This is a genomic window from Actinomycetota bacterium, from assembly GCA_030650795.1.
Lineage (GTDB): Bacteria > Actinomycetota > Actinomycetes > S36-B12 > S36-B12 > UBA11398.
This window is the reverse complement of record JAUSDJ010000031.1, coordinates 1-21,435: the sequence shown is the minus strand read 5'-3', so window position 1 is coordinate 21,435 and position 21,435 is coordinate 1. Positions and strand designations below refer to the sequence as shown.

14 protein-coding genes and 1 tRNA gene are annotated in these 21,435 nt (G+C 59.9%); 11 read left to right on the top strand and 4 right to left on the bottom strand.

The window, feature by feature from the left end:
• The first annotated feature begins 29 nt into the window (after positions 1 to 29).
• Positions 30 to 3,257, top strand: coding sequence for an ATP-dependent DNA helicase (locus Q7L55_09520; GenBank protein MDO8732786.1), 3,228 nt, complete (start codon positions 30 to 32; stop codon positions 3,255 to 3,257).
• The gene (locus tag Q7L55_09515) at positions 3,254 to 6,385 is read left to right on the top strand and encodes an ATP-dependent DNA helicase (protein ID MDO8732785.1); all 3,132 of its coding nucleotides are present in this window, start codon (positions 3,254 to 3,256) and stop codon (positions 6,383 to 6,385) included. Before Q7L55_09520 ends, Q7L55_09515 begins: the two co-directional genes overlap by 4 nt.
• Here Q7L55_09515 and Q7L55_09510 read toward each other — a convergent pair.
• Positions 6,375 to 7,652 carry an acyltransferase gene (locus tag Q7L55_09510; GenBank protein ID MDO8732784.1) on the bottom strand — a complete coding sequence of 426 codons (1,278 nt, stop codon included), beginning with the start codon at positions 7,650 to 7,652 and terminating at the stop codon, positions 6,375 to 6,377. The genes Q7L55_09515 and Q7L55_09510 overlap by 11 nt on opposite strands.
• A 57-nt stretch (positions 7,653 to 7,709) precedes the next feature.
• Between Q7L55_09510 and nudC the strand changes: the two genes are divergently transcribed.
• Entirely contained in the window at positions 7,710 to 8,657 is a 948-nt protein-coding gene (gene nudC, locus Q7L55_09505) for an NAD(+) diphosphatase (GenBank protein ID MDO8732783.1), read from the top strand.
• Here the strand turns inward: nudC and Q7L55_09500 are convergent.
• Positions 8,654 to 8,887: a mycoredoxin gene (locus Q7L55_09500; GenBank protein MDO8732782.1), complete on the bottom strand. Its 234-nt coding sequence runs from the start codon at positions 8,885 to 8,887 to the stop codon at positions 8,654 to 8,656. The two genes, nudC and Q7L55_09500, sit on opposite strands and share 4 nt — an antisense overlap.
• Positions 8,888 to 8,943: 56 nt before the next feature.
• Between Q7L55_09500 and Q7L55_09495 the strand changes: the two genes are divergently transcribed.
• Entirely contained in the window at positions 8,944 to 11,007 is a 2,064-nt protein-coding gene (locus Q7L55_09495; protein ID MDO8732781.1) for an ATP-dependent DNA helicase UvrD2, read from the top strand.
• On the opposite strand, the gene Q7L55_09490 is transcribed toward Q7L55_09495, so the two are convergent.
• Both Q7L55_09490 and Q7L55_09485 read right to left on the bottom strand, forming a co-directional pair.
• Complete coding sequence (locus Q7L55_09490; GenBank protein ID MDO8732780.1) at positions 11,004 to 12,317, bottom strand: AarF/ABC1/UbiB kinase family protein; 1,314 nt, start codon at positions 12,315 to 12,317, stop codon at positions 11,004 to 11,006. The genes Q7L55_09495 and Q7L55_09490 overlap by 4 nt on opposite strands.
• 24 nt (positions 12,318 to 12,341) lie before the next feature.
• Complete coding sequence (locus tag Q7L55_09485; GenBank protein ID MDO8732779.1) at positions 12,342 to 13,322, bottom strand: hypothetical protein; 981 nt, start codon at positions 13,320 to 13,322, stop codon at positions 12,342 to 12,344.
• A 268-nt stretch (positions 13,323 to 13,590) separates the two neighbouring features.
• Here Q7L55_09485 and Q7L55_09480 point away from each other — a divergent pair, with 268 nt between their 5' ends.
• The 7 genes from Q7L55_09480 (at position 13,591) to Q7L55_09450 (ending at position 21,290) form a co-directional block, all read left to right on the top strand.
• Positions 13,591 to 13,749: a DUF5679 domain-containing protein gene (locus tag Q7L55_09480; GenBank protein MDO8732778.1), complete on the top strand. Its 159-nt coding sequence runs from the start codon at positions 13,591 to 13,593 to the stop codon at positions 13,747 to 13,749.
• A 66-nt stretch (positions 13,750 to 13,815) separates the two neighbouring features.
• Positions 13,816 to 15,021: a zinc-dependent metalloprotease gene (locus Q7L55_09475; GenBank protein ID MDO8732777.1), complete on the top strand. Its 1,206-nt coding sequence runs from the start codon at positions 13,816 to 13,818 to the stop codon at positions 15,019 to 15,021.
• Between the two features lie 328 nt (positions 15,022 to 15,349).
• A complete protein-coding gene (locus Q7L55_09470; protein MDO8732776.1) occupies positions 15,350 to 15,562 on the top strand; it encodes a hypothetical protein in 213 nt (70 codons plus the stop codon).
• Positions 15,563 to 15,564: 2 nt separating this feature from the next.
• The gene (locus Q7L55_09465) at positions 15,565 to 16,638 is read left to right on the top strand and encodes a PDZ domain-containing protein (GenBank protein ID MDO8732775.1); all 1,074 of its coding nucleotides are present in this window, start codon (positions 15,565 to 15,567) and stop codon (positions 16,636 to 16,638) included.
• 22 nt (positions 16,639 to 16,660) lie between these two features.
• Complete coding sequence (locus tag Q7L55_09460; GenBank protein MDO8732774.1) at positions 16,661 to 19,603, top strand: UPF0182 family protein; 2,943 nt, start codon at positions 16,661 to 16,663, stop codon at positions 19,601 to 19,603.
• Between the two features lie 205 nt (positions 19,604 to 19,808).
• On the top strand, positions 19,809 to 21,140 hold the full coding sequence (locus Q7L55_09455) for an ammonium transporter (protein ID MDO8732773.1): 1,332 nt from the start codon (positions 19,809 to 19,811) through the stop codon (positions 21,138 to 21,140).
• Between the two features lie 76 nt (positions 21,141 to 21,216).
• A tRNA-Met gene (locus Q7L55_09450) sits at positions 21,217 to 21,290 on the top strand.
• The last annotated feature ends 145 nt before the right edge of the window (positions 21,291 to 21,435 follow it).

The following is a 21,435-nucleotide window of genomic DNA, read 5'->3' as shown; positions in this document are numbered from 1 at the left end:
AAGTCAGGCCTAGGTGGTACCAATGGCCCATGAGCACCACGGCGAGGGAGCCAGGTTTGCGTCGCGTCTGGGAGCTCGATAGGTCTGCCCTTGTTTCGAGCAGTTCAGTTGAGCTCGATGCCGATCAGCAGCAAGTCGTTGACCACTGCCATGGGCCATTGCTCGTGCTGGCAGGCCCTGGCACCGGCAAGACCACAGCCATCGTTGAGGCGATCTTGGCCAGGCTGAACGATCCTGCGGATCCAATAGCGCCTGAGCAGGTGCTCGCGCTCACCTTCGGTCGCCGAGCCGCCGCTGATCTCCGCGACCGTCTGGTCGGACGGCTCGACGGAGGCGTCCTGCCTACCGTGGCCACTTTTCATTCCTTCGCCTACGGGCTGCTCCAGCAGACCGCCACCCCAGAGGATTACCGCGAGCCCCCGCGCCTGCTCTTTGGCGCCGAAGAAGATGTGCGCATTCGCGAGCTGCTGATGGGTGCCATCCAGGACAGGGCAATCCAGTGGCCCGATGATCTCCTAGGAGCCGTGGGCACCCTCGGCTTAGCCAATGAGGTGCGTGCTGTTCTTGCGCGAGCCAAGACTTTAAACCTGACTTCAGAGCAATTGCGTTCCATCGGCCGTAGGTCTGAGCGCCCCGCTTGGGAGGCACTTGGCGAACTTGCTGCGATCGAGAGCCAGGTGATGGCCCTTGAAAATGTCCTCGACTACGTCTCGCTACTCAGTGAGCTCGTGGTGCGCTTGCGCTCGGACCCAAATGCGCGCGAACGCTTTCGCTTCATCGCGGTCGATGAGTATCAAGACACCGATCCCTTGCAGATCGCTCTCTTGCGCGCACTTGTTGGTCCGCGCACCACGCTGATCGCAGTCGGTGATCCAGATCAGGCCATTTATGGATTCCGTGGAGCCGACGCGCAGGGCATCTTGGATTTCCCGAGCGCGTTTGGCTCAGTCGCCACGCCTGCGCCCATCGTCGTGCTCGGGTCGACAAGGCGCTTTGGTTCAGCAATCCGCGAAGCCGCAACGCGCATCATCACCAAGGTGCCATTGCATGGCCTTCCCTCCGATGTCGTGGATCGCCACCGAAACCCGGTCACTGATTCTGAGCAGATCGATGAGCCAATCAGCATCCGCTCATACGAGAGTGAGCTGACGCGCGCGGCCGGTATTGCGCAGCAGATGCGCGAGTTGCATCTGCATTCGGATATTCCGTGGTCTCAGATGGCTGTGCTGGCGCGCAGCGGTCAAGATATGGCCACGATCCTTCGGGCGCTCCGGCAAGCCGGTGTGCCCGCAGTTGTGGCGGCCGATGAGATTCCGCTGCGTATGGAGCCAGCAGTCGGCATGTTGCTGCTCGGCCTTGAGGTGGCGGCAAATCCGCAGCGCATCACGGTTGCCCAGGCAGCTGAACTTCTCGCTGGTCCCATGTGCGGGCTCGACGTCACGCAACTTCGGCAGCTCGGTCGTGCCTTGCGCGCTGAGGCTCGAACACTCCAAGCCTCGTCAACCCCGCCCCCATCCGATCAACTGATCTGTGAAGTCCTCAGGGGAGTGCGTGCCTGTCCGAGTGATGAGCAACTGCACGAGATCAGCAATGCCATCGATCGCCTGCGAGGTCTCCTCAACTCGGCCCATGAGCAGATCACCAATGGTGCGACTGCGTCCGAAGTGCTCTGGACTCTGTGGTCGGGCGAAGTTGCCGGGCACGGTCGGGCGCATGGCTGGTCTGATCGCCTGCGCCGATCTGCCCTGAACGGTTCAACTACGGCGGATCACGATCTTGATGCAGTCATGGCCTTCTTTGATGCCGCTCAACGAGATCCCCATCGCTTCCGAGGCTTCCAGGGCCTTCGCAATTTCCTGCTGGCGCTGCGCGATCAGCAACTGCCAGCTGAATCGGTAGCCGAACGTGGCGTGCACGGAGAAGTCGTACGCGTACTCACTGCGCATCGGGCCAAGGGGCAGGAGTGGCAGTGCGTGTGGGTCATTGGGGTGCAGGAAGGGCAGTGGCCTGATCTTCGGCCGCGAGGCAGCGTGCTTGAAGCCGATCGGCTCACCGCAAGCGGCTTGGGTCCGGCAGTGTCTCCTGGTGAACTCTTGGCTGAAGAGCGACGGCTCCTATATGTCGCCATCACCCGTGCCCGTCGAAGTTGTGTCTTGGCAGTCGTGCAGACAGCTGACGAATCTGGACCGCAACCCAGCAGATTTCTCGACGAACTGCAGGTGCCTTGGTACAACTCACAGGCCCGGTTGCCAAGCATCACGGCGCTGCCGGTCCTAATCGCCAGATTGCGAGTAACGGCGCTTGATTCCGAGTCACCACCTGGCCTTCGTGCTGCTGCACTTGATCAACTGCGGCAACTTTCGGCACATCGGGATGATGCGGGCGAGGTGCTCATCCCAGCAGCACAGCCAGAGCGCTGGTGGGGAGTGCTGGAACCCACTGAACTTCACATTCCACTTCGTCCCGCCGATCGCCCAATCGGACTTTCGGGAAGCGCCATCGAGAACATCATCACCTGTCCACTCAAGTGGTTCCTTGAACATGATGTCCACGCCGATGTCGCGCGCGGAGAGGCCACCAAGTTCGGCAGCGTCATCCATGCCCTGGCTGATTTCATCGCCAAGGGTGAGGTGCCTGACGAACTGGATGCAGCCGATGAGTGGATCGATCGAGTCTGGAGCGATCTTCGATTCGAGGCGCCTTGGCAGAGTGTCAGTGAACGCCGTCTTGCGCGCGAAGCTCTCGCTCGCTTTCTGAAATATCAGCATCAGGCCGAGCGCGAACTCTTTGCCACTGAAGAAAGCCGGATAGCCGTCATCGAAGTTCCCACGCCTGATGGCGGAGTAGAGCAGGTCCGCATTCATGGTCTGCTGGATCGCATTGAAATTGATCACCTCGGTCGTCAGGTCGCCATCGACTTGAAGAACATGAAGCGTCCGCCTGCTGACAGCGATGTTCCCGAGCACGCGCAACTAGGCATGTACCAACTGCTCCTGCGTGAAAACGGTGCCGAGGTCGGTGGCGCTGCGCTCGTGCAATTGCGCAAGGGCACCACTGCCGATCCCGAGTCCCCAAAGGTGCAGCTCCAAGCAGCTCTTGATTCGCAGTCGCCCACCTGGATCGAGTTGGAGTTGGGTGAGGCAGCAGAACTTCTCCGCAGCGAACGCTTCGAAGCCAGGGTGAACAAGTTCTGTGACTTCTGTACCTATCGCTCCATCTGCCCAGCGCAGGCTGCTGGCGAGCAGGTGATCTCGTGAGCGAGATATCCCGTCAGCAACTCAACGGCGTGCTGGGTCTTGATCTCAGTAATGAGCAATGGCAGATCATCAGTTCGCCGCTTGAGCCCTCAGTCGTGGTGGCTGGTGCTGGCTCTGGCAAGACCACGTCGATGGCGGCTCGCGTTGCCTGGCTCGTGGGCAGCGGCTGGGTCGATGCTGATGCGGTCCTCGGCCTGACCTTCACGAACAAGGCGGCAGCTTCATTGGGCAGCAGCATGCGTCGAATGTTGAATGCCATGGACTCAAGCCAACTGCGTCCGCTATCTGACGACGAATTCGCATTGGCGGCCGAACCGCAGGTCCAGACGTACAACGCCTTTGCAGCTCGTATCTTGAGTGATCATGGGATCCGCATCGGTCGTGAGCCAGGTGCCCGCCTGCTGACCGACGGTGCCCGACAACAACTCGCGTACTCCGTGGTTTGCACAAGTCTGTTACCGCTTGATGCCCTTGAGAAGAATCCCGATTCCATCGCCTCGGATCTGCTACGTCTCGACGATCAGTGCAGCGAGCTCGATCTCGATCCTGCATCACTCATGCAATGGGATCAAGCACTCGTTGCGTCGCTGACTGCGGTTGAACCGCTGCAGAACAATGGCAAAGAGACTCGGCAAACGGCGGCCAAGCGAATACTGCTCGCACAACTCATCCAAGACTGGCGAGCGGCAAAGCTCAGTCGTGAGGTCATTGACTACAGCGATCAAACCCGACTCGCCCTCGAATTGGTCCGTAGCTTCCCCGATGTCGCAGCCGAGGTCCGCGAGCAATTCGCCGTGGTCTTGCTCGATGAATATCAGGACACGTCGATAGCGCAACGACATCTGCTGCAAGCACTCTTCGGTGAAGGTCACCCCGTGACTGCTGTCGGCGATCCATGCCAGGCGATCTATGGCTGGCGTGGAGCAAGCGTGGACAATATCGAGAACTTCCCGCATCACTTCCCAGCAAGCCGCGGTGGGCAGTTGCTGCCAGCCGCGCGCTACACCTTGAGTGCCAACCGCCGTTCGGGTCACTCGATCCTGGCCATTGCAAATGAACTCTCTCATTCCCTGCGCGCTCAACACACTGGCCTTCTTGAGTTGCAATGGGCTGATACTGGCAAGGGTGCGGGCGATGTTGCTGTCGGACTGTTCGAACACATCTCGCATGAACGATCCTGGATTGTTGATCGGATCCGGCAGTTGGGTGCTGTGACTGATCAGCGGTGGGGTGACATTGCGATCCTGGCAACCACCGGCAAGGAGCTTGCTGCATTTGCGACTCTGCTGACCGCTGCTGATGTTCCTGTGCAATTGCACGGTGCAGCTGGCTTGCTGAGCAAGCCGCTCGTTGTTGAAGTGCGAGCCGTGCTCGAAGCAGTTGTCGATCCGATAGCAAATCCGGCAGTCGTGCGATTGCTCGCCGGGCCTCGTTGGGCCATTGGCCCGCGCGATCTCGCCGCACTCGGCGTGCGAGCAGTTGAGTTGGCAGGTTCAGCCCACCGCGTCGACGCACAGGATGTCGGCGAAGCCCTTGACGAGGCGGTGGCCGGCGCCGATGGCGTGGAGATGACTTCGCTGAGTGATGCCACTTTCGACTTGGGCGATCTGAGTCGCTATTCGCCCCAGGCCGCCGCTCGCTTGCACAACTTCGGACAGGAACTCGCCGAATTGCGACGACATTCCAGCGATCCGCCGGTCGATTTCCTTGGCCGCATCCTTGCCACAACCGGGCTCGATGTTGAACTGGCGCTTGCCACCGATGATGCGCAACTCAGCTGGATGAGCTTCGTTCGCTTCGCCGCGGAATTCACAGATCTCGAAGGTCGCTCAACTCTTAGTGCCTTTCTTCGCCGACTGCGCGACGCAGAACGCTTTGATGTTGATCTCAGCGTCGATGTCGTACAGCGTGCTGATGCAGTGCAATTGATGACGGTGTTCAAGGCCAAGGGCTTGGAGTTTGCACATGTATTCGTTCCGGGATTCGTTGATGGAGCCTTCCCAGGAGGCAATGCCCGAGGTCAGTGGCCAAGCAGTGCAGTAACGGTGCCGTGGCATCTGCGCGCTGATGCCACCGACGCATTGCGCAGTTATCCCAGAGCAGATGAGAGCCCGCGAGCCAAGGATTACAGGGCGTACCTTGATGAGTTGCGTGCCTTGCAGCAGATCGACAGCGAACGCCTGGCGTATGTGGCATTGACCCGAGCTCAACACACTTTGATTGTTACTGGCCATTGGTGGGGGACGACACAAAAGGGAACGCGCGATCCGGCCCCCTACCTCGGCCGGGTGGGTGAGGCCAGTCAAGGCGGCATCGGCAATGTCGTGATCTGGGAGCCCAAGCCGGAAGACGCCGTCAATCCATTTCTCCTGGAGAGCCAGGGGGTGCTCTGGCCCGCTCCAGTTGCTTCAACTGCATTGCTGCAGTCGCTCAGCGCTGATATCGCCGACTCAACGACAGTTCCACCACTCGAACTGTCTGAGGAGGAGCAAGCCCAGGTCTCTCAGTGGGAAGCAACTGCTCGAGTGCTCGTTGAAGAGGTCCGACTTCAGCGCCAGCCGGTTGTCCGGGTGCCGCTTCCGGCCTCCCTTTCTGCCAGTCAACTCATGCGTGCAATGAGTGAGCCGGCATCACTCGCCCGTGATCTCGCTCGACCAATGCCTTCGGCAACGTCTGTCGCTTCGGCCCGAGGCACTGCAATGCATGCCTGGATCGAGACCCAATACGGCCAACAGTCGTTGCTTGATCCTGATGACCTCCCAGGCTCCGCAGATGTTGATATTGCCAGCGACGAAGCGCTAGACGAGTTGAAAGAGGCCTTCAGTCGCAGTGCCTTTGCCAACCGTCAACCATTCGCGATTGAACAAGCATTCGCGATGGTGCTAGGCGGACGAGTGGTGCGCGGACGCATCGACGCTGTGTTTGAAAGCAACGGCCGATTCGATGTCATCGACTGGAAGACGGGCATCGCCGATCATGTCGATGCCTGGCAGTTGGCGCTGTATCGACTTGCGTGGTCGCGGATCGCCCAAGTGCCACTTGAACACATCGATGCCGGATTCCTGATGATTCGCACTGGCGAACTCCTGCGTCCGGTGCTGCCCGATCTGAGCGAACTCATTGCTTAGGCGGAGATTCCTCGGAGATCACAATGGGCTCAGCAGAATCCTCTGGGTGGGTGGCGGCAGCAATAGCCGCACCGGCCTCTTCTGTCGGTTTGGGACGAGTCCCGATGAGTCCGCGCATCCATTCGCGCGAGGGCTCCTCGACGAATTTCCACATCAACCAGGCGATGAACACCGCTCCTACGACCAGCCCGAGGACGCCCAATGCGTAGAGCCCCCCGGAGTTGATGCCGACTTCCTTCATCCCCGCTCGCCACAGCCCGAACCAGACCAAGTGCGTCATGTAGAGCGAGTAGGAGATGAAGCCGCCGAGCACGAGGGTCTGCGTTCCCAAAGTGCGGGTCAGGCCGCGGCGGGAGAGTGCAAGTGCGCCAATCCAAGCGATCAGGAACGGCACGAGCAGCAGGTGGAAGTACGGCGGCAGCTCTTCCAAGTCCTCGCCCAGTTGCATCACGGGCGGCTGTGCGGCTGGCATGTTCGCCAAGATCACTGCGCCAGCGATCACGCAGATCGGCAGCACGATCGTCAGCACAGTCGCGACTCGTTCCACTCGCGGATCGGGATCCCCTTGCAGCCCCGGGTGTGCTCGAGTCACGATCAGATACGTCAAGCCGCCTGCACAGAATTCGGTGAGCACGCGGATTGTCGAGCCCCAGTTGTCGGTGTAGAACACGTCAGTCTTCGTGAGCCCGTAGACAATCAGAGGAATCAGGATCACGATCCATGCCGCCAACAGGCCCCAGGTGGGCAGGCTCTTACGGAAGCGCCACAGCACCAGCACGATGAATGGGAAGAGCAGGTAGGCCAGCCACTCCATCGACAAGGACCAGGCCACAAAGTTCCAACCCCTTTGCGGTGAAGGTCCCCATTCCTGGATCAGCAGGAGTTGCTTGATGAAATCCCAGGGCGTGAGCCAGTCGCGATCAAGAGCGTCGCCAGTGAGCTTGGCTTGGGCGACAACGGCAAAGCCGGCGACGAACAGCATGACCAGATGAACCGGATAGATCCTCCCCAGACGCAGCCACAAGAAGAATCCTGAAGCCCGCACTTTGAACCCAGGACCCATGCGTTCCAAATAGGTATGGGCCAGGATGAATCCGGACAGGGCAAAGAAGAGATCGACACCAAGTCGCCCGACCCGGAAGAAGTCAGTGACCATCGGGATGTCGGTGATGCCAAGGGTGTTTAGGGGTCCCTGCAGGTGGTAAGTCAGAACCCAGAATGCCGCGACGAAGCGGACACCGGTCAACTGACGAATAAAGACGTTCAAGCACACTCCCGACGCAATCGCAGGTCATGATCGTGGCACGCCAATAGGCTCGAGCACGTGACGGACACCCGACTCCTTGCTGATCTCCTCTTTGCTCAACCTGGATTAGACCGCGCCTCGCATCTGCGCACAGACCCCCAGTTCGTCGAAAATCTCTTCAGTGATGAAACGCGGGTGATGTGGGTCAACCAAGGGGAGTCGCCGATTGACCCGGACGCCGATACTCCAACTCTTCTCTTGATGACCGGCACCGAAGCGCTCGAAATCATTGGTGATGATCGCTCCGGCGTCAGTTTCCTGGGACTGGATCCCGATGGTGTCATTTTCGTCGCCGTGCATCTGCAGGATCGGGCGCAGTTGCCAGGGGAACAGTTCTGGATGGGCTTGCGCGATGCCGGCCGCGGCCTCTCCGATGTCCACGCCTCAGCCTTCGTGGGCGCGATCGGTCTGGACAACTGGCGCAATAAGCATCGGCACTGCACGGTTTGTGGGGGCGAACTGGAGCTCACCCAAGCCGGTTGGGTGCTGCGATGCGCAACTGATGGCCTCGATCACTTCCCGCGAACGGACCCGGCGATCATTGTTCTCGTGCGCGATGCTCAGGACCGCGCACTGCTCGGTCGGCACGCCAACTGGCGCGGTGGCTGGATGTCGACCCTGGCGGGCTTTGTCGAGCCCGGAGAGTCGGCAGAGGCGGCAGTTCGTCGCGAGGTATTCGAGGAAACCGGTGTCGTGATTGGCAGCGAAACCGATGCAGTCACCTATCTCGGAAGCCAGCCCTGGCCATTTCCTGCTTCGCTCATGATGGGGTATCACGCCCTTGCGTCGAATACCACCATCAATGTTGATGAAGTGGAAATCTCAGAAGCGGTCTGGTTCTCAAGGGATGAGATGCGGGCGGCTTGCGAGAGTGGCGATTTGCGCCTCCCACCGAATACTTCAATCTCCCGAATGCTGATTGAACGCTGGTTCGGTGAGACCTTGCCGGGCGATTGGTCGCGCTAGGCGCGGGCGAGCTGAGCCTTCACCTGAGCCAGTGATGGGTTGGTCAGTGCGGTGCCGTCTTGGAAAATAATCGTTGGCACCGTCTGATTGCCACCGTTGACCTGCTCGACCAGAGCCGCAGCCTCCGGGTCGGCTTCGATGTTGATCTCTTCGAAGGCAATTCCCTCACGGCCAAACTGGGCCTTAAGCCGGGTGCAATAGCCACACCAGGGAGTGCAGTACATCTTCATGGGATACACGGTAACCCGTGACCCTGGTGTCGGGGGCAGGCACTACCGTCCGACAGGTGACTCCTGAGTCAATTCTGGCCTCCCTCGACGAGGAGCAGCGGGCTGTGGCCACCAGCATCGGAGGCCCACTTGTGGTGCTGGCTGGCGCCGGAACTGGAAAGACCCGAGCAATTACGCATCGCATTGCCTACGCCACTGCCACTGGGGCCCACGAGCCCCGGCGCACCCTGGCCGTCACCTTCACCACGAGGGCGGCAGGTGAAATGCGATCACGGCTGCATGGGCTCGGGGTTGAGGGCGTCAGCATCCGCACTTTTCACTCAGCGGCACTGCGGCAGTTGCGCTACTTCTGGCCACGCATCTCAGGGCAAGAGTTCCCGCAACTGCTCGCCAGCAAGGCTCGGTTTGTGGCTGAAGCTGCCGCGTCGTGTGGACTGCCGACTGACAAGGCAGTGGTTCGCGACCTCGCATCAGATATTGAGTGGGCCAAGGCGCATGAATTCAGCCCCACTGATCTTGGCCGTGATCAACGCTCGCTGGCTCGGGTCTGGAGCATCGACATCGCCGACGTTGCTCGTGCCTACTCGGCTTATGACGATCTGAAGGCGCGCCGGGGCCAGCTTGATTTCGAAGATGTGCTCTTGGTGACCGTCGGAGCTTTGCGTTCGCGTCCGGACATTCTCGACGAGGTGCATCAGAACTACCGCTGGTTCACCGTCGACGAATATCAGGACATCAACCCAGTGCAGCATCGACTGCTCGGATTGTGGCGAGGCGAACGTCAGGATGTCTGCGTTGTTGGTGATGTCAGCCAGACCATCTACTCCTTTACTGGAGCTTCACCTGAGTATCTTCTGAATTTCCGCAAGGAGTTCACCGATGCCACCCAGATTGAATTGGTGAACTGCTATCGCAGCACGGCTCCGATCGTTGCGGCCGCGAACGCAGTCATTGCCCAGGCGGCGACTCCCGGAAGTCTTCAACTGCGCGCTGTTCGTACTGGTGATTCGATCAAACCGGCGGTGCAGGTATACAACGACGATGTTGAAGAAGCCTCAGAAGTTGCCAAGCGCATTCTGGATCTCATTGCGAAGGGAACTCCAGCCAAGGAGATTGCAATTCTCTTTCGAGTCAATGCGCAATCGGCTGAACTTGAATCCGCCCTCAGCGATCAGGGTGTGCCAATAATGATGCGCGGAGTTGAGCGCTTCTTTGATCGAGCAGAGGTGCGCGAAGCCGTTACGCGTCTTCGTGGGGCTGCGCGTGGCGGTGAGCATCCGGGTCTGCTGGGCGACGAAGTGCGGTCAGTGTTGAGCGCGGCCGGCTGGTCATCCGAACCTCCCCGTTCTGGTGGCGCGGTGCGTGAGCGTTGGGAGTCCCTCACCGCATTGATCGGCTTGGCCGATGAACATCCCGAAGTCCAGCTTCCGGCATTCATCGCAGTGCTTGATCGCCGGGCCGACGCCCAACATGCGCCGGTCGCCGATGCTGTGACTCTGGCCTCGCTGCACTCGGCCAAGGGACTTGAGTGGAGTGTCGTCTTCATCGTTGGCTGCTCCGATGGTTTGCTGCCCTTGCAATATGCCGAAACCGATCTGGCCATTGAAGAGGAGCGCCGCCTGTTCTATGTCGGGGTCACCCGAGCCAAAGATGAGCTGTACTGCTCATGGTCGCGCTCGCGGCAGCCCGGTGGGCGGGCCAGCCGCAAGCCCAGTCCGTTCCTGGATGCCATCAACGCGACTCCGAGCGGGGGTGGAAGTGTGCGCGGCCGCGTGCACTTGGGCTCGGGCAAGCAGCGCGCGGAGCGAGTGCGCAAAGGTCCAGCACGCTGCTCCAATTGCGGCAAGGCATTGGTGACTGCGCCTGAGCGCACCCTTGGCCACTGTCACGCCTGTCCAGTTGATCACGATGAACAGACCTTTGAATCACTGCGCCAATGGCGGCTGCAACTTTCGCGGGAGCGCGAAGTGCCGGCATATGTCGTGTGCACGGATGCCACGCTGATGGCCATTGCTGAGCAGCAGCCGCAGACTCTCGATGCACTTGCGGCAATCCCTGGCATCGGGCCGGCAAAGTTGGCTGAGTTTGGTGAAGCGCTACTTGATCTCGTGCGCAATTAATCCGGCAGGTAGCCCGGTACCCACTTCTCCAACTCAGCGCGCATTGGCACTGTTGCGTCGAGCTGGCACAGCACACCGATACCGCCGAGCCACACTCGATGGATCAAGGCGTATTCCGGTGGCAGATTGATTTTCAAGCCGATGGTGAAATCAGGATCGCGGTAGTCATTGATGCGACTGAACTGACCGCGCATCCATTCGCGAGTGAAGGTGAAGCTCTCGTGTCTGCTCGGTTCCACAAAGGGATCCAGGTAACTCAACAGTTGCTGAGGATCAAGATTGGTGTTCTGCTTTATGAAGCCTTCAGCCCGCAGCCCTTCCATCACGGTGGCGGCATCGCCCATGTCAGCCACGCGAAGAAGGGTTCCCAAGGCGATCGGAAGGCCAGTTGGGAGTCGAGCTACAGCGCCGAAGTCCAAGGCACAGAACAAGCCTTCGGGGGTGATGCGGTAATTGCCTGGGTGCGGATCGGCATGCAACAGCCCCACGCGCATAGGTCCGGCGAGCAAGAAGCGGATGTACTGCGTTCCGGCGAAGTCGCGTTCCTCTTGTGTGCCATTTGCGATCACGGCGGATAGTGCAATGCCATCCACCCATTCGCTGACGAGCACATGCGGCGAGCTGACAACTACATGCGGAACGACTACATCAGGGTCACCTTCGTAGGCGTTGGCGAACTCGCGTTGATTATCGGCTTCCTTGAGGTAGTCCAACTCCTCGATCATGCGCGCCTTGAGTTCGTCGATAAGTGGCTTGATGTCCATCCCGGGAATCGCGGCCGACATCATCTTGCCAAGGCGACCGATCTGATTGAGGTCGGCTGTAAGCGCCTTGTCAGCACCGGGGTATTGCACTTTGACGGCAACGATCCGACCGTCGTGCCACTTCGCTTTGTGCACCTGGCCGATGGAGGCCGCAGCAGCGGGAACGTCATCGAAGCTCGCAAAGCGAAAGCGCCAATCCGAGCCCAATTCCTGTTCGAGGATTTCGTGAATGCGGGAGGCGTCCATTGGCGGCGCTGAATCCTGCAATTTGGTCAATGTTTCGCGATACGGAGCAGCGAACTCCTCGGGCATCGCTGCCTCGAAGATGCTCATTGCTTGGCCAAACTTCATCGCCCCGCCCTTGAGCTCGCCCAGCACCTTGAAGAGCTGTTCGGCGGTGCGCTGCTGAATATCGGCGGCGACCGACTCTGCACTCTTGCCACCAACGCGTTTGCCGAATCCAAGTGCCGCACGACCGGCATAGGCAGCAGGCAGGGAGGCGAACTTCGCACTTCGCCTGATTGCGCCCTTGGGAAGATCCGGCATGGGCTCATTGTTACCCCGTTGCGGTCAGCCGGCGACCGCAGGCTCAATTACCCATTGGCATTCGCACAGGGCATGAGCTGGACGAGCTTGCTCATCGACTGTGCCATCTGGAAGTCGAATCTCGTACGCAAGGTTGCTCCAGTTGCCCACGACGACAGGACTATCGACCCATGCACGGGCCAGACGAGCGGCCTGTGAGGCAATCAGTTGAGCCAGCAGCCGGTCAATAGGGGCTTGCGACAGCCTGCTGATTGCCGCATGCAGTTGCATTGAGACTCCTGCCCAATGGGGATCAGCATCGCGGGTGTGGAGGTAGGAGCACCGCAGGCAGCTCGTCTGTCCGGGAACCACGAGCGGCCCGGCTACACCTCGATCGCCGTAGGCAGACACGAACAGATGGGCGCTGGCGGGCTGAGCCAGTTCCATCGCGGCCACTTCAGCGCCGATGACTGGATGCAATCCAATGATGATCAAGAGATCAGCACGCCCGCCGTCGATGCTCGCAGTAAGCCCGGCCGCCCGCATTGCCTGGCGAGTCGCTTCAGCGAGAACAGGCGGTGCATCGAGTTCGCCAGTACCGCGGATGGCGTAGTGCGTGCGATGGCGCAGGTTCAAGGCTTGGTCAGCGAGCCAGCTGGATCCCAGAGTAAGTAATGCTGCTGCGTGATCTGGGGTAGCTGAGTCGCGTTCCGGGGTGGTGATGAGCCGCCAGGCCTCAGGCATCGATCCGGCATCGTCGATGGCACCTATTTGGGAGGCCATCACAAGTAGGTTCCAGCGGTGCTCGGCCTCAGTTTCGCGATCGGCGAATTGCGCCATCAGCTGAGCAACCGTGCGCAGCCCATCCAGTGTCAGCAGCCATTGAGCTGAGCCAGGATCCAGCGACACGATGCGATGGAGCCGGCCTTCGCCAATTTGCGCGATGCCAGGTGCCCTCCACAGCAGCGGGCACTCAGATCGATAGCGCGGACGGGCTTGGGAATTGTTGATCCAGATGTTCGTCACCTGGGCAGCCTGCGCGAAGCGCCCTGTGGATAGCCAGGTGAAAAACACAGCAGCTTTGCGCTAGGGGGGGGGAAGTCTGTCCGTTTTGTTATGATTTATAGACAAAATCTAGGGGAAACACCCGTTTCCATGAGGAGGGCAGCCTGGGTCTGACCCTGCTGTGCTCTAGGGTGGCAGTGCCTGCCCAGCGGGCACGTGGCGAGGCCACAGCCGTACACCAGCGGACCACGACAGCACCCCGAGTGGGTCAAGAACACAGGAGGGCCATATGGCCGAGGAGAGCTACACCGGCGAGGCGTACTGCGTGAAGTGCAAGGCAAAGCGCGAGTTCACCGGTCACGTTGAAGAGACCAATGGCCGTCGCTTCGCCAAGGGCATCTGCCCCACATGCGGAACCAAGGTCACCCGAATCCTGGGTAAGGCCTGAGCGAACTTATGAAGGCGGGACATCCTCGGATGTCCCGCCTTCATCTTTTGGGGTTACCGTTTCTCTATGAGCAGCGATCTCCCCTTTGGCTTCGGCGTCGGTGATTCTGGCCAACCTTTCGACATGCAAGCCCTCGGCGCTGCTTTTCAGCAGTTCGGGCAGATGCTCTCGAGCGCTCCGGCCGAATCAGGGCCAGTGGCTTGGACCATCGTTGAGGATGTCGCCCGAAAGGCGCTGCAGACCACGGGTGACCCGGTTGTTGCAGATGCTGAGCTCCGATCGATCACCGCTGCTGTAGAACTTGCCAACCATTGGTTGGACGAGGCCTGCACCTTCCCCGAATGCACCGTTCCTGCGCAGGCCTGGAGTCGAGCGCAGTGGCTTGAATCCACCATGCCAGTCTGGCGCCGAGTGGTGGAACCCATCGCTACTCAAATGCAAAATGCAATTCCCGCGAATATCCCTGCTGAATTGAGCTCCATGCTCGGGCCATTGCTTGGCATGGTTCAGCAACTGAGCGCTGTGGCCTTCAGCAATCAACTGGGTAACTCACTGGCAGGCTTGGCACGCGAAGTGGTCAGCGCCTCCGATATCGGCATTCCGCTGACCGACGGCGCAGTGGTGGCTCTGGTGCCGAGCAACGCCACCCAGTTTGGCGAAGGACTTGAGGTGGCCGCTGATGATGTGCGGCTCTACTTGGCCCTGCGGGAGTGCGCGCACCAACGGCTCTTTGCTCATGTGCCATGGCTGCGCGCTCGCGCGATCGGTGCGCTCGAGGCCTATGTGGCTGGCTTGCATGTCGATCAGGATCGCCTGCAGGACATGCTTCAAGACGTCGACTTCGCCAACCCCGAAGCCATGCAGGAACTGATGACATCTGGCTTGATGACTCCCGAGGACAGCGAAGAGCAACGCGCAGCACTCGCACGACTTGAAACTCTGCTCGCTCTCGTTGAGGGCTGGGTTGACGACGTAGTGACAGAGGCGACGCACGAACGCCTGCCTGCCGCAGTTGCGCTGCGCGAATCGATGCGCCGCCGCCGGGCAGCGGGCGGCCCGGCCGAAAAGGCCTTCGGCTCTCTGGTCGGATTGGAGTTGCGCCCGCGAGCACTGCGCGAAGCGGCTACCTTGTTCGCCGCCGTACGCAGTCAGGGCGGCTCAGGCGCTCGCGATGCGCTTTGGGGTCACCCAGATCTCCTGCCAGATGCCGAAGATCTCAAGGATCCCCTTGGCTTCATTGAGCGCTCGGCAGCCACCGATGAAGACCAATAATTTTTCGTCCACATCCAATAATCTGAGTTTCGCCTGTTCAGGGTCTGTTTTCTGAAGTCGTCCTCAGTTGTGTCCACAGCGATATCAACCGCGCATCCACAGCTTCTACCGTGCCTGTCCCCAGGTAGTCCACAGTCATGTCCACAGGGCACCGAGCCAACCTCGGAACTTTCATTGACTCTGCTGTGAGCGCTGCCTAGGTTTGCGCGTCGACAGGACCCCCAGGGATAACGAGCCGCAGTGAGCAAGGGGAAGGTTCACTGCGCGCGGCGAGGCCTTGGGGGTCTTGGCAATGTCGGCCTTGGCGGTCCTTGGGTACGCTGAACGCATGTCGGCCTTGATGTGGTGGCTCATCCCACTCGGCGCAACCTTTCTCGCTGTTGGATATGCGATGTATCGCGGCCGCCCAGAGCGCCCGATGGAAGGCCAGGAAGGCATGCAGACCTTGCGCGCATTCCAAGAGGCAATGAACCGGCCAATGCCTCCCGAGATCCCCATTGAAGACCAGGACCCCTCAGATTCTGATGAATTGCCCAGGTGAGCGTGGCTCCACCTCGCCTGCCGATGTCCAAGCGAGCGCGAGTGCTGTTCTTGAGTGCTGCAAGCCTGGGACTGCTGCTGCTCGTTGCCCTGCTGCTGCCTGTTCCATTTATTCGCCTTGCTCCCGGACCGACCTTCAACGTCGTAGGCGAGCTTGAAGGCAAGCCAGTAATCCAGATTGACGGAACCACGACCTATCCCACGACTGGCCAACTCGACATGACCACGGTCCTTGAGTCAGGTGGACCTCGGGGTGGGCTGACCTTTGTCGGTGCCCTTTCTTCATGGTTCAACGCCTCCGACGCCGTGATCCCGCGGGAGTTGATCTATCCCGACGATCTCTCGGGCGCCGATGTCGCGGCCGAGCAAGAGGCCCTGTTCAGCTCTTCAGAGTCCGATGCCATTGGTGCGGCAATGAATTACTTGGAAGAACCGGTCAAGGTTCAGGCGATCATTTCGTCCGTCACTGCCGCGGCGCCAGCTTCGGGATTGCTCGAGCCCGGTGACGTGATCCTCTCGGTCAACGGTACGGCAGTTACGGATCCTGCTGCAGTGAGCAAGCTCGTCCGCGCGAAGCCGGTGGGCAGCACATTTACTTTCTCGATTCAGCGCGATGGCAAGCAGCAGGAGGTCACGGTGACCTCTGCGGCAAGCAAGACCGATCCGAAGATTCCATACATCGGCATCGGCGTCGGAGTCAGCTACCTGCCTGATTTCCACGTCTCGATCAACGTCGGCAATGTTGGCGGTCCGAGTGCTGGCTTGATGCTGAGCGTCGGCATTGTTGACAAGCTCACCCCGAATGATCTTGCTGCCGGCCACGTCATCGCGGGCACGGGCACGATCACGCCCGATGGCAACGTTGGGCCAATTGGCGGCATCCGCCAGAAGCTGGCAGGTGCTCGATCCGGTGGGGCTGAGCTCTTCTTAATGCCAGCTACTCACTGCAAAGAGGCTGCCGGACATATTCCTGACGGGCTGACGTTGACGCCCGTCAAGACCTTGGCCGAGGCAGTGTCCGCTATTGAGAACTGGACTGCGGGCAAGACTGTCCCAGCCTGCCCTGTGCAGCCGTAGCCGCCTGACATAGATTCCTCACGTGTCCTTCAATTTTCCCGGTTCCCGTGATCGCTCCACTTCGCCTACCCAGGAGCGCCGACGCCGTGGTGGAGTGCTCATCCCGACCATCGTCATTCTTGGCGTCATCGTCGTTGGTTTCGTCATCTTCACCGGCTTCTACACAGATCTCCTTTGGTTTGAGTCGGTAGACAAGGCTTCGGTTTTCACCGTTCAGCTCGTCACCAAGGTGCTGCTCTTCCTTGTGTTCGGTGGCTTCATGGCAGTCGCACTGCTGCTGGTGATGTGGTGGTCGTGGAAGTCGCGGCCAGAGTTCCGAGCAATGACTCCGGAGCAGGCAAGCCTGGATCGTTACCGCGATGCAATCGATCCGTATCGAGGTCGGCTGGCCATTGGGCTTGCGATTGTCATGGGCTTGTTCGCTGGCTTGGCGGCTTCATCGGAGTGGGACACGTATCTTCAGTTCCGCAACTCAACCGACTTCGGCATCACTGATCCTCAGTTCGGTATGGATCTCTCCTTCTTCACGTTCACCCTGCCATTCATTCAGTACATCCTCGGTTTTGGATTTGCTGTGCTGGCACTTGCATTCATCGCAGCGGTGATCGTGCAGTACTTGTACGGAGGCCTGCGCCTCCAGCCCAAGGGCGACCGTGCGACACCTGGTGCTCAAACGCAGATCTCAATTCTGATCGCATTGATTCTGTTCTTGAAGGCCATTTCCTATTGGTTTGATCGCTTCGCTCTTGACACCCAAAGCCAGTCGCTCGTCGTCGGTTTCACTGGATTGAAATACACCGATGTGCATGCTGTCTTGCCATCACTCAATATCTTGACTTTCGTTTCATTGATCGTCGGTGTGCTCTTCTTGGTCAACGCCTTTCGACGTGCCTGGGTGATCCCGCTCATCGGCCTTGGCCTGATGGTGCTGACAGGCATCGTTGTCGGGGTTCTCTATCCGCTGTTCGTACAGCAGTTCCAGGTTCGTCCAAGCGAATTGGTCAAAGAGCAGCCGTACATCGCGCGCAACATTGATGCCACCCGCGATGCATACGACGTTTCAAGTGCAGAGGTCAACGACTACCCGGGCACAGTGGCGCCGCCGACATCCAAGGTTCTTGCTGCCAGCCAGGGAACCTTGAGCAACATTCGACTGCTGGATCCCGCCGTCGTTTCACCCACGTACAACCAGCTTCAGCAAATTCGCGGCTACTACTCGTTCAACGACACCCTCGACATTGACCGCTACCCGCTCGATAAGCGCACGCGCGGCGCAGTTGTCGCCGTTCGCGAGATCAACCTGAATGGAATCTCCGAAGGCCAGCGAAACTGGACCAACGATCGAACGGTCTACACCCACGGTTATGGCTTCGTGGCTGCCTATGACAACACTGCGCAGTCGACCGGACAGCCGGATTTCTTTGCAAGCAACATCCCGCCAGCGGGGGTTTTGCAGGCTAAGCAACCGCGGGTGTACTTCGGCGAGAACTCTCCTTCGTACAGCATCGTCGGTGCTCCTGAAGGTCAAGCTCCGGTCGAACTCGACTATCCCGATGATGCGAGCGCCACTGGTCAGAAGAACTACACGTATCAGGGCGGCGGTGGCGTGGCCATGGGATCCTTCTTTGACCGACTGTTGTTTGCTACGAAGTTCCAAGACTCGAACATCATCTTGTCGGATCTTGTAAATTCGGATTCCAGGATCTTGTTTGATCGGGATCCACTGACGCGCGTCAGCAAGGTTGCGCCTTGGTTGACTCTTGATCAGGATCCGTATCCCATCGTTGCCGACGGCGGTATCAAGTGGGTGGTCGATGGATACACGACCTCGAACAACTATCCGTATTCCAGTCGCGTATCGCTTTCCGACGCAACTAGTGATTCGCTGACCACGCGCACACTCGGCAATGGCATCACGCCAATTGATCAGATCAACTACATGCGCAACTCAGTCAAGGCCGTCGTTGATGCCTATGACGGCACCGTGACTTTGTACGCATGGGATGCAAAGGATCCGGTTCTGCAAACCTGGATGAAGGCCTTCCCTGACACTGTTGAGCCTCGATCAGCCATGACACCTGAAGTGCTTGCACACGTGCGATACCCGCAGGATGTATTCAAGGTGCAGCGCACGATCCTGAGCCGCTACCACGTGACCGATCCGGTCACCTTCTACAACGGCACTGACGTGTGGATCGTTCCCTTCGACCCCACAATCTCGCCGGCACAGGTGTTCCAGCCTCCGTACTACCTGACTTTGCAAATGCCCGGTCAGCTGGCACCGGCATTCTCTTTGACGTCGACATTCGCGCCTTCGCGTAGGCAGACCCTTGCCGGATTCATGGCGGTGAGTTCTGATCCGCTCAAGGACTACGGGAAGATACGTGTGCTCCAATTGCCGAGCAACACAACCATTCCCGGTCCCCAGCAAGTGCAGAACACATTTGAATCTGATCCGCTCGTCTCTTCGCAACTGTCCCTGCTTCGACGCGGAGGCTCCGAGGTGGAACTTGGCAATCTGCTCTCGTTGCCTTTCAACGATGGACTGCTCTACGTGGAGCCCGTGTACTTACGCGCTGCTTCCGACGGTTTTCCATTGCTGCAGAAGGTGTTGGTCGGCTATGGGCAGAACGTTGCAATGGAAGACACCCTTGTAGCGGCATTGAACAAGGTGTTCTCGATCTCGCCAGATTCTGGTGTCAACGCGATCCCCAATAGAAGCGATATCTCGCCAGGCGATACAGCCACGCCTTCACCTACACCTTCGGCTACTGCCAACGGCACTGCAGAATCGCAATTGAGTGAAGCCTTGTCTGATGCGCAGAAAGCATATGACGCCGGACTCGCAGCTTTGGCTAACGGTGACTTCACTTCGTACGACCAGGCGCAGAAGCGGCTCGCTGCTGCGCTGAAGCGTGCGGCAACGGCGCAGGCGAAAATCACGGGCAAGACCAACACGACTTGATCAATCTGCCCATAGGCGGATATGGGCCTGGAGCACATTTACATGCTCGGGGTGCTGGACAGCCCAGATTCCCCGGCGGGCGGGGCAAGGATGGCCGCAGGGCAAGCACCAATACCCAGACGGCACGCCGCTGGACAGTTCGCCTAGTGTGCACGGCATACTGCGCCAGCGCCGCGCGCGCCCACCTGCTGCGAAGGGCTGCCCCATGGAGAACATCAACGCTGCCGACACCGCCTGGGTCATGGTGTCTGCAGCCCTCGTCCTGCTCATGACGCCCGGACTGGCTCTGTTCTACGGGGGCATGGTGCGGGCTAAGAGCGCCCTCAACATGATCATGATGAGCTTTACCGCGCTCGGTGTCGTCACCATCGTGTGGCTGCTCGTCGGCTACTCGTTGGCGTTTGGCACGGACTCCGGTGGAGGGTTGATCGGAGACCTGCGCAACGTCGGTCTCGTCGATGCCCTCAACCAGACCGTTGGCGCCCCGGGACATCGCATCCCGATGCTCGCCTACGTGATGTTCCAACTGACTTTCGCCGTGGTGACCACGGCGCTGCTCTCCGGTGCTATTGCGGACCGCACGAAGTTCGGCTCATGGATCGTCTTCACCATCGTGTGGAGCCTGCTGGTGTATGTCCCCATCGCCCACTGGGCCTTCTCCTTCCAGGACGGAACGGGTGGCTGGATAGGTGACCGGCTCGGGGCCCTGGACTTCGCGGGCGGCACCGCAGTGGAGATCAACTCCGGGGCGTCGGCGCTGGCCCTCGCGCTCGTCGTTGGGCATCGGCTCGGCTTCCGCCGCGACCCCATGCGTCCTCACAGCCTTCCGCTGGTGCTGCTCGGCGCCGGACTGCTGTGGTTCGGCTGGCTCGGGTTCAACGCCGGTTCAGCGCTCGCTGCAAATGGCTTGGCCGCCACGGCCATGGTCAACACCCAGGCAGCGGCCGCGGGTGCCGCGCTGTCGTGGATCGCCTACGAGAAGTTCCGCGACGGCAAGGCCACAACTCTAGGAATCGCCTCCGGCGCAGTTTCGGGCATGGTGGCAATCACTCCGGCCTGTGGGTTTGTCACGCCCCTAGGGGCCCTTGCTATCGGGCTCGCGGCGGGCATCATCTGTGCTTGGGCGGTGGGGCAGAAGTACCGGTTGGGCTTCGACGACTCTCTTGACGTCGTCGGTGTGCATGGCGTTGGCGGATTCGTCGGCATGGTCGGTATCGGCCTGCTTGCCGCAGTCATCGTCAATCCCAATGGCGCCAACGGGCTCTTCTACGGCGGTGGTATCAGCCTTATGGGCAAACAGCTCCTGGCCTGCGCCGGCACCGCCGCTTACGCCTTCTGCGCCACTTGGGTTATCGCCATGGTGATCATGCGCACGATGGGCTTCCGGGTGACGCCTGGGGATGAGATGGCCGGACTCGACACGACCCTGCATGCCGAGAGCGCGTACGACCTCGCCGGCGTCGCCGGCGGAGGCGTCCTGGGCGGAATGCACCCCATGAGCAACCGCCGTCCGATGTCCGAGGACGACAACCGGTAAAGCTCGATGCTCGCTATTGGACCCGCATTAGGTCCAGGAGTGGCTTTCCCGTAGGCTTTCCAAGCCGAAAGGTCACCGCGGGGTGGAGCAGCTCGGTAGCTCGCTGGGCTCATAACCCAGAGGTCACAGGTTCAAATCCTGTCCCCGCTACAGATGTGAAGTCCCGGGACATCGTTAACCCCTGTCCCGGGACTTCGTTTATTTCGGGGGTTGTTTCTTTCTTCGTCCGCCGCGTTGGGGACTGCCTTTGGGTGGTCCGGGTTTGAGTCCGCGGGGTTGGTAGTTGCGGGTGGGA

Bases quoted from the DNA above. Each gene is read 5' to 3' on its own strand.
- Q7L55_09520 (MDO8732786.1), top strand. From the start codon at position 30: ATGAGCACCACGGCGAGGGAGCCAGGTTTGCGTCGCGTCTGGGAGCTC.
- Q7L55_09500 (MDO8732782.1), bottom strand. From the start codon at position 8,887: ATGAAGATGTACTGCACTCCCTGGTGTGGCTATTGCACCCGGCTTAAG.
- Q7L55_09490 (MDO8732780.1), bottom strand. From the start codon at position 12,317: ATGCCGGATCTTCCCAAGGGCGCAATCAGGCGAAGTGCGAAGTTCGCC.
- Q7L55_09480 (MDO8732778.1), top strand. From the start codon at position 13,591: ATGGCCGAGGAGAGCTACACCGGCGAGGCGTACTGCGTGAAGTGCAAG.
- Q7L55_09475 (MDO8732777.1), top strand. From the start codon at position 13,816: ATGAGCAGCGATCTCCCCTTTGGCTTCGGCGTCGGTGATTCTGGCCAA.
- Q7L55_09470 (MDO8732776.1), top strand. From the start codon at position 15,350: ATGTCGGCCTTGATGTGGTGGCTCATCCCACTCGGCGCAACCTTTCTC.
- Q7L55_09455 (MDO8732773.1), top strand. From the start codon at position 19,809: ATGGAGAACATCAACGCTGCCGACACCGCCTGGGTCATGGTGTCTGCA.